10 protein-coding genes and 1 pseudogene are annotated in these 12324 nt (G+C 68.1%); 8 read left to right on the forward strand and 3 right to left on the reverse strand.

Going from position 1 to position 12324, the window contains the following annotated elements:
* The 8 genes and pseudogenes from nuoI to F4553_RS23245 all read left to right on the forward strand — a co-directional run.
* Positions 1-528, forward strand: a pseudogene (gene nuoI / locus F4553_RS23210) (NADH-quinone oxidoreductase subunit NuoI); the annotation flags it as partial.
* Positions 529-533: 5 nt separating this feature from the next.
* Positions 534-1319, forward strand: coding sequence for an NADH-quinone oxidoreductase subunit J (locus F4553_RS23215; RefSeq protein ID WP_184839240.1), 786 nt, complete (start codon positions 534-536; stop codon positions 1317-1319).
* 2 nt (positions 1320-1321) lie between these two features.
* Positions 1322-1621 carry an NADH-quinone oxidoreductase subunit NuoK gene (gene nuoK, locus F4553_RS23220; protein ID WP_184839242.1) on the forward strand — a complete coding sequence of 100 codons (300 nt, stop codon included), beginning with the start codon at positions 1322-1324 and terminating at the stop codon, positions 1619-1621.
* Positions 1622-1631: 10 nt separating this feature from the next.
* Positions 1632-3551, forward strand: coding sequence for an NADH-quinone oxidoreductase subunit L (nuoL, locus tag F4553_RS23225; protein ID WP_184839244.1), 1920 nt, complete (start codon positions 1632-1634; stop codon positions 3549-3551).
* A 4-nt stretch (positions 3552-3555) separates the two neighbouring features.
* Entirely contained in the window at positions 3556-5085 is a 1530-nt protein-coding gene (locus F4553_RS23230; RefSeq protein WP_184839246.1) for an NADH-quinone oxidoreductase subunit M, read from the forward strand.
* Positions 5086-5153: 68 nt separating this feature from the next.
* Positions 5154-6650 carry an NADH-quinone oxidoreductase subunit NuoN gene (gene nuoN, locus F4553_RS23235; RefSeq protein ID WP_246467334.1) on the forward strand — a complete coding sequence of 499 codons (1497 nt, stop codon included), beginning with the start codon at positions 5154-5156 and terminating at the stop codon, positions 6648-6650.
* Positions 6651-6713: 63 nt separating this feature from the next.
* Entirely contained in the window at positions 6714-7739 is a 1026-nt protein-coding gene (locus F4553_RS23240) for a polyprenyl synthetase family protein (RefSeq protein WP_376776285.1), read from the forward strand.
* 142 nt (positions 7740-7881) lie between these two features.
* Positions 7882-8670 (forward strand): IclR family transcriptional regulator, encoded by a 789-nt coding sequence (locus tag F4553_RS23245; RefSeq protein ID WP_184839248.1) that lies wholly within the window; start codon positions 7882-7884, stop codon positions 8668-8670.
* A 62-nt stretch (positions 8671-8732) separates the two neighbouring features.
* Here F4553_RS23245 and F4553_RS23250 read toward each other — a convergent pair whose 3' ends face one another.
* The 3 genes from F4553_RS23250 to F4553_RS23260 all read right to left on the reverse strand — a co-directional run bounded on the left by F4553_RS23250 (position 8733) and on the right by F4553_RS23260 (position 12319).
* Positions 8733-10841 (reverse strand): PhoX family protein, encoded by a 2109-nt coding sequence (locus F4553_RS23250; protein ID WP_184839250.1) that lies wholly within the window; start codon positions 10839-10841, stop codon positions 8733-8735.
* A 70-nt stretch (positions 10842-10911) separates the two neighbouring features.
* Positions 10912-11814 carry an EamA family transporter RarD gene (gene rarD, locus F4553_RS23255; protein ID WP_184839252.1) on the reverse strand — a complete coding sequence of 301 codons (903 nt, stop codon included), beginning with the start codon at positions 11812-11814 and terminating at the stop codon, positions 10912-10914.
* A 127-nt stretch (positions 11815-11941) separates the two neighbouring features.
* Positions 11942-12319: a phage holin family protein gene (locus F4553_RS23260; protein ID WP_184839254.1), complete on the reverse strand. Its 378-nt coding sequence runs from the start codon at positions 12317-12319 to the stop codon at positions 11942-11944.
* Positions 12320-12324: the final 5 nt, after the last annotated feature.

Here is a 12324-nt window from a genome sequence, read left to right on the forward strand (position 1 = left end):
ATGGGCATGATCATCGGCGCGGCCAAGGGCTTCGGGGTGACCTTCTCGCACATGTTCAAGAAGGTCGTCACCACCGAATACCCCGAGAAGCCGGACGCCACCGCGCCCCGCTACCACGGCCGGCACATCCTCAACCGTCACCCCGACGGCCTGGAGAAGTGCATCGGCTGCGAGCTGTGCGCCTGGGCGTGCCCGGCGGACGCGATCTACGTGGAGGGTGGCGACAACTCCGAGCAGGGCCGATTCTCGCCCGGCGAGCGGTACGCCACGATCTACCAGATCAACTACGCCCGCTGCATCTTCTGCGGCCTCTGCATCGAGGCCTGCCCGACCCGTTCGCTCACGATGAGCAACGAGTACGAGCTGGCCCGCGACAGCCGCAAGGACCTGATCTTCACCAAGGAGATGCTGCTCGCGCCGCTGCTGGCGGGCATGGAGCAGCCGCCGCACCCGATGCGGTTGGGCGAGACGGAGAAGGACTACTACCTGTCGGGCCCGAGCAACCCCGGGACCTCGGTTGGAGCTGAGGGCGTATGAGCACGTCAACGCAGATCCTTGCGGCAGCGGCGGGTGCCGCGAGCACCGGCGAGCAGGTGACCTTCTTCATCCTCGCCCCGCTGGCCCTGATCGGCGCGCTCGGCATGGTGCTGGCCCGCAACGCGGTCCACTCCGCGCTCTGGCTCGTGCTGACCATGCTCTGCCTGGGTGTCTTCTACATCATCCAGTCCGGGCCGTTCATCGGCATGGCGCAGATCATCGTCTACACCGGCGCGATCATGATGCTCTTCCTCTTCGTGCTGATGCTGGTCGGCCGGGACGCCTCGGACTCGGTGATCGAGACACTCCGCGGGCAGCAGGTCGCTGCGGGCGTGCTCGGCATCGCCTTCGCGGTCCTGCTCGGCACCGGCGTCTTCCGCGCGATGAAGGGCGTCACCCCGGTCGGCCTGACCGAGGCGAACAAGGTCCACGGCGGCAACGTCGAGGGCCTCGCCGCGAGCGTCTTCACCAAATACGTCTTCGCCTTCGAAGTCACCAGCGCGCTGCTGATCACCGCAGCCGTCGGCGCCATGCTGCTGGCCCACATCGTGCGGCGCAAGGAAGAGAAGCTCAGCCAGCCCGAGCAGATGCGGGCGCGCTTCGCACCCGGCAACTACCCGGGGCCCAAGGCCGGGCCGGGCGTCTTCGCGACCTCCAACTCGGTGGCCACCCCGGCAAAGCTGCCGGACGGCACACCCGCGCAGCGCAGCATCTCGCCGATCCTGCCGACCCGCGAGCTCACCTCCGCGGAAGTCACCAACAAGGCGACGGAGGGCAAGTAACCATGACTCCCACGTACTACATCGTGCTCGCGTGCGTCCTGTTCACGATCGGCGCGGTCGGCGTACTGATCCGGCGCAACGCGATCGTGCTCTTCATGTGCATCGAGCTGATGCTGAACGCCTCGAACCTGGCGCTGGTCACCTTCAGCCGGATCAACGGCACGCTGGACGGTCAGATCATGGCGTTCTTCGCGATGGTCGTCGCCGCAGCCGAGGTCGTGGTCGGCCTCGCCATCATCATGTCCATCTTCCGGACTCGACGCTCCGCGAGTGTCGACGACGCGAACCTGCTGAAGTACTGAGGTCAGGCAGATGACGGCTGTAACCTACGAGCCAGCCACCGGGCTGCTCTCGTCGATGTGGCTGCTCGTGGCGATCCCCGCCGCCAGCGCCGCAGTGCTCCTGCTGCTCGGGCGTCGCGCGGACAAGTGGGGGCACTGGCTGGGCGTACTCGCGCCGGTCGTCGCCTTCGCCCTCGGCCTGTCGATGTTCCTGCAGCTCGACGACCTCAGCGGGGAACGGGCGGTGCAGGTCAATCTCTGGACCTTCATCGAGTCGGGCTCGCTCAACGTCAAGTTCGGCATGCTCTTCGACCCGCTCACCGCGGTCTTCGTCCTGCTGATCACGGGTGTCGGTTCGCTGATCCACCTGTACGCCGTGGGCTACATGTCCCACGACAGCGGGCGCCGCAAGTTCTTCGGGTACTTCAACCTCTTCGTGGCGTCGATGCTGCTGCTGGTGCTGGGCAACAACTTCGTGATGCTCTACCTCGGCTGGGAGGCCGTGGGTCTGGCGTCATACCTGCTCATCTCCTTCTGGTACCTGCGCAACTCGGCTGCGACCGCCGGTAAGAAGGCCTTCCTGATGAACCGGGTCGGTGACGCGGGCTTCGCCCTCGCCATCTTCCTGATGTTCGCCCAGCTCGGCTCGGTCAACTACGACACCGTCTTCAACAACGTCGGTTCGCTCTCCGCGACCGTCGTCCTGATCATGGGTCTGCTGCTGCTGCTCGGTGCCGCCGGCAAGTCCGGCCAGTTCCCGCTGCAGGCGTGGTTGCCCGACGCGATGGAGGGCCCGACCCCGGTCTCGGCCCTCATCCACGCAGCGACGATGGTCACCGCCGGTGTCTACCTGATCGCCCGGTCCAACCCGATCTTCTCCCAGAACGAGACGCTGCAGACGGTCGTGGTCAGCGTGGGTGCGCTCACGCTGCTCATCGGCTGCATCATCGGCTGTGCGAAGGACGACATCAAGCGGGTCCTCGCCTGGTCGACGGTGAGCCAGATCGGCTACATGTTCCTCGGTGTCGGGCTCGGCGGCGGGGCGTACGCCCTGGCCATCGTCCACCTGCTGGCGCACGGCTTTTTCAAGGCGGGCCTGTTCCTCGGCGCGGGCTCGGTCATGCACGGCATGAACGACCAGACCGACATCCGGCGCTTCGGCGGCCTGTGGAAGTACATGAAGATCACCTGGGCCACCTTCGGCCTGGCGTGGCTGGCGATCATCGGCATCCCGCCGCTGTCCGGCTTCTTTTCCAAGGAGCCGATCATCGTGGCCGCCTTCAACCGGCCCGGCTGGACCGGCTGGCTCTACGGCTTCGCCGCGCTGCTCGGCGCGGGCCTGACCGCGTTCTACATGACCCGCCTGTTCATCCTGACCTTCCACGGCCCGAAGCGGTGGACCGACGACATCAAGCACCCGCACGAGTCGCCGGCGGTCATGACGATCCCGCTGATCCTGCTCGCGGTCGGCTCGGTCGGTGCCGGTGCGCTGATGGCGACCCGGGTGCCCGAGTGGCTGGAGCCGGTCCTCGGCGAGCCGATCAACGAGGAAGCACACCTGGCGCACCTGAACCACACGCTGATCACGGTCCTCTCGATCGGCATCACCGTGCTCGGCGCGGGCCTGGGCTACCTGCTGTTCCGCCGGGGCACCGCTCTGGTCGAGCAGCCGGCCGGCCCGCTCGTCACGGCGGCTCGCCGCAACCTCTACGCCGACGCCTTCAACGAGGCGGTCTTCGAGAAGCCGGGCCGCTGGCTGACCCGGGCGCTGGTCTACGTCGACAGCAAGGGCGTCGACGGCCTGGTCAACGGGCTCGCCGCGCTGGTGGGCGGCTCGTCCGGCCGGCTCCGGCGGACCCAGACCGGCTACGTGCGCACGTACGCCCTCTCCATGCTCACCGGCGCTGTGCTCGTCGTCGGCGCATTTCTGCTTGTGATCGCGCAGGGGTGAAACAGTGAAATACCTGTCAATTGTGACCATCGCCCCGTTCGTGGGCGCCCTGATCGTGGCGATGGTGCCGCGGTCGAAGGGCTCGCTCGCGAAGCTGATCGCGCTGATCTGGTCCCTGGCGATCCTGGCCTGGACGGTGGCCGCCTGGGTCGCCTATAAGCCCAGCGGCGCCCGGCTCCAGCTCGTCGAGAGCTACCCGTGGATCGCCGAGTGGGGCGTGCGCTTCACCTTCGGCGTCGACGGCATCGCCCTGGTGATGCTGGCGCTGACCGCGGTGCTCACCCCGCTCGTGGTTCTGGCGAGCTGGGACGACGCCAAGCGGACCAACCGCAGCGAGCCGGCGTACTTCGCGCTGATCCTGGCGCTGCAGGGTTCGATGATCGGCACCTTCACGGCCGCCGACGTCTTCCTCTTCTACGTCTTCTTCGAGCTGATGCTGGTCCCGATGTATTTCCTCATCGGCAGCTACGGCGACGGGCAGAAGCAGCGGCAGTACGCAGCCGTCAAGTTCTTCCTCTACTCGCTCGTCGGCGGCCTGCTGATGCTCGCCGCCGTGATCGGGCTCTGGGTCGCCGGTGGCCACAACTTCGACTGGCAGACGCTGACCAGCGCGGAGTTCAGCCAGAGCACGGAGCGGTGGCTCTTCCTCGGCTTCTTCATGGCCTTCGCGATCAAGGCGCCGTTCTTCCCCTTCCACACCTGGCTGCCGGACGCCGGTGGTGCCGCACCAGCGGGCGCCGCAGCGCTGCTCGTCGGTGTGATGGACAAGGTCGGCACCTTCGGCATCCTGCGCTACTGCCTGCCGCTGTTCCCGAACGCCTCGAAGTACTTCGCCCCGCTCGCGATCACTCTCGCGCTCGTCGGCATCGTCTACGCGGCGCTCCTGGCGGTCGGACAGAACGACCTGAAGCGACTCGTCTCCTACACGTCGATCGCCCACTTCGGGTTCATCGGCATCGGGATCTTCGCCTTCACCACCCCGGCCGGGTCCGGAGCGGTGCTCTACATGGTCAACCACGGCCTCGCGACCGGCCTGCTCTTCCTGGTCGTCGGCATGCTGGTGACCCGCCGCGGCAGCGCGCTGGTGAGTGACTTCGGCGGTGCGGGCAAGCTGGTCCCGGTGCTCGCCGGTGTCTTCTTCATCGCCGGTCTCGCCTCGCTGGCGCTGCCGGGCCTGGCGCCCTTCGTCTCCGAGTTCCTCGTGCTGGTCGGCGTCTTCTCGGTCAACAAGGTGGTGGCGGTGATCGCCACGGCCGGGATCGTGCTCGCCGCCGCCTACGTCCTGTGGATGATCCAGCGGACCACGCAGGGCACGACGAACCCGGCCCTGGCCGAGATCGGCGCCATGCGCAAGGACCTCACCCTGCGGGAGGCGGCCGTCGTGACGCCGCTGATCGTGCTGCTCCTCGTACTCGGCTTCTATCCGAAGCCGGTACTCGACGTCATCAACCCGGCGGTGCAGGCAACGCTGACCCAGGACTTGGGTACGACTGACCCGGCTCCGAAGGTCTCGACCGTGGAGGCGAACAAGTGACGCTGCAACTAGCCGAGGCTGCTGAGACCCTGAAGCTGCCTCACCTGGACTACGCGGCGCTCGCGCCGATGCTGATCCTCTTCGCCGTGGCGTGTATCGGTGTCCTCATCGAGGCCTTCGTCGGCCGCGCGGTGCGCAACATCGTCCAGCTCACCGTGGGCATCCTCGGCCTGGTGGGTGCGTTGATCGCGATCGTCAAGCGGGCAGCCGACGTGACGGCGGACAACGCGATCACGGCGGCCGGTGCCGTCTCGGTCGACAAGCCGGCCCTCTTCCTGCAGGGCGCGATCGTGCTGCTGGCGATCGTCGCGCTGCTGCTCATCGGCGAGCGCACGCTGGAGAACGGCGGCCCGTTCGTGGCGCAGGCCGCGATCACGGTCGGCTCCGAGGCCGACCAGCGGCAGGCGAAGGACGAGCCGGGCGCGACCGAGGTCTTCCCGCTGGCGATCTTCGCGGTCGCCGGGATGCTGCTCTTCGTCTCGGCCAACGACCTGCTGACGATGTTCATCGCGCTGGAGGTCTTCTCCCTCCCGCTCTACCTGCTCTGCGCACTGGCTCGCCGCCGGCGGCTGATCTCGCAGGAGGCGGCGATGAAGTACTTCCTGCTCGGCGCCTATGCCTCGGCGTTCTTCCTCTTCGGCATCGCCCTCGTCTACGGCTTCGCCGGCGGGGTGACCTTCGCCGAGATCGACAGCGCCCTGCTCGGGTCCACCAAGAACACCGGCCTCGTCTACGCCGGTCTGGCGCTGCTCGCGATCGGCCTGCTCTTCAAGGCGGCGGCCGCGCCGTTCCACGTCTGGACGCCCGACGTCTACCAGGGCGCCCCGACCTCCATCACGGCCTTCATGGCGGCGTGCACGAAGGTCGCGGCTTTCGGCGGCCTGCTGAGGGTCCTCTACGTGGCCTTCGAGCGCGCGCAGTGGCCCTACGTGCCGGTGCTGGGCGCGATCGCGGTGCTGACGATGCTCGTCGGCGCCGTCCTCGCGGTGACGCAGACCGACATCAAGCGGCTGCTCGCCTACTCGTCCATCGCCAACGCGGGCTACCTGCTCGTCGGCGTACTGGGCGGCGGCCAGGACGGCCTGTCGAGCACGATGTTCTACCTCGCGGCCTACGGCTTCGCGGTGATCGCCGGGTTCGCGGTCATCACGCTCGTCCGCGATGCCGACGGAGAAGCGACGCACCTGTCCCGCTGGGCGGGTCTGGGACGGCGTTCACCGTTCTTCGCCGGTATCTTCACGTTTGTCCTGTTCGCCTTCGCCGGTATTCCGCTGACCAGCCTCTTCGCTGCTAAGTTCGCGGTCTTCGGTGCGGCGATCACCGGCGGGCAGACCTGGCTCGCGATCGCGGGTGTGATCACCAGCATGATTCTCGCCTTCCCGTACCTGCGGGTCGTCGTGATGATGTGGCTCTCCGAGCCCGGTGAGTCCACCCCGTCGGTCTCCGTTCCCGGCGGGCTCACCGCTGCGGCGCTGATGATCGGGGTCGTGCTGACGTTGGTCCTGGGCGTGGCACCGCAGCCGCTGCTCAACCTGGCGTCCGAGGCGGCCAACTTCATCCGGTGATCGGGGCCGGTGACGGCGCCGGTTACAGTCGGGTGCAGTGCTTGGGGAGGGGCAGGGTGTGGCATCGTGGGAACCGTGGTGGTGAGCAGCGCTAACGCGCGATCAGGTGTCGAGTTCACGGATCCGGGGCTGGAGACGGCGATCTCGGCCGCGCTCGACCTGGTCGAGCAGCGGCTGTATGCAGCCGTCGCGAGCTCCGACCCGTTCGTGCAGGAGGCCGCGCGGCACCTCGTCGACGCCGGAGGCAAGCGCTTCCGGCCGATGCTGGTCACGCTGGGCGGCCAGTTCGGCGATCCGACCGACGCGCGGCTCGTCGACGCGGCCGCCGTCATGGAGCTCACCCACCTCGCCACCCTCTATCACGACGACGTCATGGACGAGGCGCACGTGCGCCGGGGAGCACCCAGCGCCAACGCGCGCTGGGGCAACTCCCTGGCGATCCTCGTCGGCGACTACCTCTTCGCCCAGGCCGCCGACATCGCCGCCGAACTGGGCACCGAGGCCGTCCGGCTGCAGGCGCGCACCTTCGCCCGGCTCGTGCACGGGCAGATCGCCGAGACGATCGGGCCCCGCGACTCGGACCCGATCGAGCACCACCTCACCGTCCTCGCCGAGAAGACCGGATCGTTGATCGCCACCTCGGCCCGGATCGGCGCCATGATGGCCGGTGCTCCCGAGCACGCCATCGAGGCGCTCACGGAGTACGGCGAGATGATCGGCATCGCCTTCCAGCTCTCCGACGATCTGCTCGACATCGCCAGCGACAGCCTGCAGTCGGGCAAGACGCCGGGCACGGACCTGCGCGAAGGCGTACCAACCCTGCCTGTGCTCTATGCCCTCGCCGACGACGAGCCGTCGCTGGAGGCGGTGCGCCTGCGCGAGATCCTCGCGGCCGGTCCGGTGACCGACGACGACCTGCACGCGGAGGCGCTGGCGCTGCTGCGCGACTCGGCCGCGCTCAAGCGGGCACGGCAGACGGTGCGCGACTATGCCGACCAGGCCGCCGAGGCGCTGAGCGGGCTGCCGGACATCGCCGCCCGCCGCGCCCTCGCCTCGCTGTGTCACGCCATTGTGGACCGAACGAGTTAATTTGTTGCACGGGCATTAATTCCATGCAATTTGCGACACGCAAAACTCATTCTTCTCACGGGCCCTTCACGGGATGGGCGTTTGTGCATATGGTGGAGAGCCGGTACGTCTTCGACAACTGAGAGTGTTGACGGAGGGCGATGTGCGTGACCCGCAAGCAGAACCAACTGATCTGATTCGCAGTGTCTCTCGCGCGCTCCGCGTGCTGGAGGCGGTCGGCCGCACCCCCGGCGGACTCACGGTGAAGCAGATCGCCCGGCGCTGCGAATTGACCGTTGCGACCACCTACCACCTGGTGCGGACGCTGGCCTACGAGGGCTATGTCAACCGGCGCGAGGATGGGACCTATGTGGTCGGCCTCGAGGTCGCTGATCGATATCGCGAGCTCGTGACCGCTTTCCGGGGCCCCGTCGGCGTCGGTGACGTGCTGCGGCGAGCGGCGGTGGAGACGGGCTACAGCCACTACATGGCGAGCTTCGTCGGCGGCCGGGTCGCGATCACCGCGGTGGGGGAAGGCCCGAGGTCGCCCTATCTGGAGGATCTCGTGCCGGGCTTCGACGACGGCGCGCACGCGACCGCCCTCGGCAAGTCCCTGCTCAGCACCCTCACTCTTGACCAGCGCAAACGCTACGTCAAGGACACCGGCGGGCTGCGCCAGTTCACCAACAACACGATCATCTCGACGACCGGCCTCGAAGCCGACATCGCCAAGGGCCAGCGGCACGGCATGCAGGTCGAGGTGGCCCAGTTCCGCCCCGGCGTCGCCTGCGCATCCGTGCTGGTCAGTGCCGATCGGGAGCTGGAGCGGCGCTACGTCGTCGCCTGCTCGCTGCCGGCCGAGGACATGTCGCCGCACGCGATGGCGATCCGCCAGCGCCTCCAGACGACGGCGAAGCTGCTCGCCAGCACGATGGTCGACGCGACGGTGTGAGAAAGCGGCGGCTCCCCGGAAAAGGAGCCGCCGCCGACCAGTGCTGACCAGATCAGTGCTGGTTACACGCCTGCCGGGCGTCCGTCCGGGCGCCACGCCACTGCGACGGCGGGACGGGCGAAGTCGCCGTCGGGCCAGCGCGAGGCCGGGTTCTCCACCGTGGCACCGGCGATCTCACCCGGGTGCTGCACGGCGACGAAGACGCTGCGTCCGTCCTCGGTGACGACGGGGCCGCACGCCTCGGCGCCGTAGGGCACCGAGAGGAACTGCTTGACGTGACCGGCCTCCGGGCCGCTCAGCGGCGTGGCGAAGATGCCGTCGTTGAGCGAGAGCCCCTCCGGCGTACGCAGAGCGTTGCCGTCCGTCGAGATCCACAGGTTGCCCGACGGGTCGAAGGCGAGGTTGTCGGGGCAGGAGATCGGCGAGACCTTGGTCTTGTCGAAGCCCGCGAAGTAGGTCTTCGGGTCCGCCGGGTCGCCGCAGACGATCGGGATCGACCAGGTGAAGGTCAGAGCCGCCGCGTCGTTGTGCGTCTCGATCAGCTCCAGGATGTGCCCGTGCTTGTTGTTGTTGCGCGGGTTCGCCTCATCGGCGGAGGCCTTCGCGCCCGGCGCCCGAGCGGTGTTGTTGGTGAGCGCGACGTAGACGCGGCCGGTCACCGGGCTCGGCTGGACGTCCTCGGGCCGGTCCATCTTCGTCGGACCGATCTTGTCGGCGGCGAGGCGGGTGTGGACGAGCACCTGCTCCACGGTCATGCCGGGGACCTTCGAGACGCCGTCCTTGACGAGCGGCAGCCAGACGCCGCCGCCGTTGAAGGCGCCGTCGGAGGGCAGGGTGCCCGTCCCGTCGATCTCCGACTCCGGGCTGGAGTAGGAGAGCTTCGCGACGAAGAGGTCGCCCGACTCGAGCAGCGTCAGGTTGTGCTTGCGCTGGCCGGGGCGGTATTTCTTGTGCGAGACGAACTTGTAGAGGTAGTCGAAGCGCTCGTCGTCACCCATGTAGGCGACCGCGCGGCCGTCCTTGGCGATCTCGATCGTCGCGGCCTCGTGCTTGAAGCGGCCCAGCGCCGTGTGCTTGCGCGGGGTCGAGTCGGGGTCGGTCGGGTCGATCTCCACGATCCAGCCGAAGCGGTTGGCCTCGTTGGGGTTGACCGCCAGGTCGAAGCGGGCGTCGGCCCGGTCCCACTTGCGCGAGCCCGAGGGGTAACGGGTGGTCGTGGCGAAACCGTAGCGGGCCAGCGACTCCTTCGCCTCGGCCGGGGCGCCGTCGGCACCCACGAAATACTGGTTGTAGTTCTCCTCGCCGGACAGGATGGTGCCCCACGGCGTCACGCCGCCGGCACAGTTGTTGAGCGTGCCGATCACCTTGCGACCGGTCGGGTCGGCGGCGGTCTTCAGTGACGCGGTGCCTGCGGCCGGTCCCGTGACCGCGAACTTCGTGGTCAGGGCCGAGATGCGCCGGTTGTAGGGGCGGCGGCCGTGGGTGACCAGGCGCCAGGCACCACTGTGCCCGATCCGCTCGATCTCCACGATCGACAGTCCGTGCGCCGAGATGGCGATCTTGAGCTGCTCGACGGTGAGCGCGTCGTGGCCCGTGAAGCCGGGGAAGATCAGCTCCTCGTTCGTGTACTCGTGGTTGGCGACGAGCAGCGCGCTGCGGCAGTGCTCCTTGTGCCCGTCGAGCGGCAGGACCGCCACGAAGTCGTTGTTGTAGCCGAACTGCCGCTCCTGCGACGCGACCGTCTGGTTGTGCACGTCGAAGGCGGGTGCGCCGGGCAGCACCGGGTCGCCCCAGCGGATGACGACGCGCTGGGCGTACCCGTCCGGGACCGTGATCGCGTCGGCCCGGTTCGGCGGCACGGAGGTGAAGGTGAGCGGGCGCGGGCCGTGCCCGTGGCGCCAGCCCTGCGTCTCCGAGGTGCCGTGTGCCAGAACGGGCTCGGCCGTCGCGGCGACGGCCGTCCCCGCCAGTCCGATGACCACGGCACCGGCACCGGCGGCCTGGAGCAGCCCGCGACGGGACACCTCGGCCGCCACGACATCGCCGAAATACTCGTTGGCGGAGGTGTTGGGAACCGGGTGGTCGCAGGCGTTGCCGCAGCGGTAAAGGCACGTCATCGACGATCGCCCACCGTGCTGCCCGCCCAGGAGTGGGAGCATTCTGGGGTTCATAGGAGAAGCCTCAATTCGTGGATTGGCCGGGTGCTACCGGCCGCACGCTAGAAGGGCTTCCTGAGCGCAGCTAGGCCGTTGCGTGAACCAGACGTGAACTACGCCTGGCGGCCCAGATCCCATCGAGGCTGAAGACGACGAGCGCGATCCAGACGATCGCGAAACCGGCCCAGCGGGCGGGCGGCATCGGCTCGTGGAAGAGGAAGACGCCGAGCGCGAACTGCAGCACCGGCGCGACATACTGCAGCGTCCCGAGGGCGTAGAGCGGGAGCCGGTTGGCCGCGCCCGCGAAGAGCAGCAGCGGCACGGCGGTCGCCACGCCGGAGGCGAGCAGGAGCAGCGTGTGGGTGGTCCCGGCCGTGCCGAACGAGCTCTCCCCGGTCCCGACGAGCATCCCCAGGTACGCCAGACACGGCAGCACGAGCACCGCCGACTCCATCAACAGGCCATCGGCGGCCGGCAGGCCCAGGCGCTTCTTGACGAAGCCGTACATGCCGAACGAGGCGGCGAGGGTGAGTGCGATCCAGGGCAGCCTGCCGTAATCGACGGTGAGCACGACGACGGCGATCGCGCCGATCCCCACCGCCGCCCACTGGGCCGGCCGGAGCCGCTCGTGCAGCACGACGACGCCGAGCAGGATGACGAAGAGCGGGGTGATGAAGTAGCCCAGCGAGGTCTCCACCACCCGATCGGCGTTGACCCCGTAGATGTAGGTGCACCAGTTGATCGCGATCAGCACGGCGGCGACGGCGATCCCGCCCATCGTGGCGGGCTTCCTGACCAGCTCGCGGATCGTGGCCCAGCGGCGCATGGCGGTGATCGCGACGGCGACGCAGAGCAGGGCCCAGACGACCCGGTGCGACAGGATCTCCAGTGCTCCGGCGGCGTGGAGGTGCTTGAAGAGGAGCGGGAAGAAGCCCCACAGCACATAAGCGGTGAAGCCGAAGAGATAACCACGCCGAAGGTCGCTCACGTTAAGTACCGTACTGCCCTTCGGTCATTACAATGCTCGCCCCCGAGGTGCCCCGCGTCACGTTTTGCAGCAAAGCGTGGCCTCGATTCGAATCGAGGCCACGCTTTGCTGCAAAACGTGCCATGAGTCAGTCGTCGCTGTTGATGAACATGTTGACGAGCCAGCTGACGACGCCGACGAAGAGGGCGCCCAGGACCGCGTCCCAGAAGAACTCGTCGACGTGGAACGGGATGCCGAGCTGCCCGGCGATCCAGCTCGTGAGCATGAACAGCAGGGCGTTGACGACGAGCGCCAGCAGGCCGAGCGTCAGCACGTAGAACGCGCAGCCGACGGTCTTGATGATCGGCCGCAGGACGGCGTTGACGACCCCGAAGATCAGGGCGACGAGGACGAAGGTGCCGACCTTGCCGGCGGTGGTCTCGGCGGTCACCGAGATGCCGTCGAAGACGAGGGTGGCGAGCCACAGTGCGAATGCGCTGGCTCCCAGGCGGAGGAGAATGCCCATCAGCA

It is taken from the genome of Allocatelliglobosispora scoriae (assembly GCF_014204945.1).
GTDB lineage: Bacteria > Actinomycetota > Actinomycetes > Mycobacteriales > Micromonosporaceae > Allocatelliglobosispora > Allocatelliglobosispora scoriae.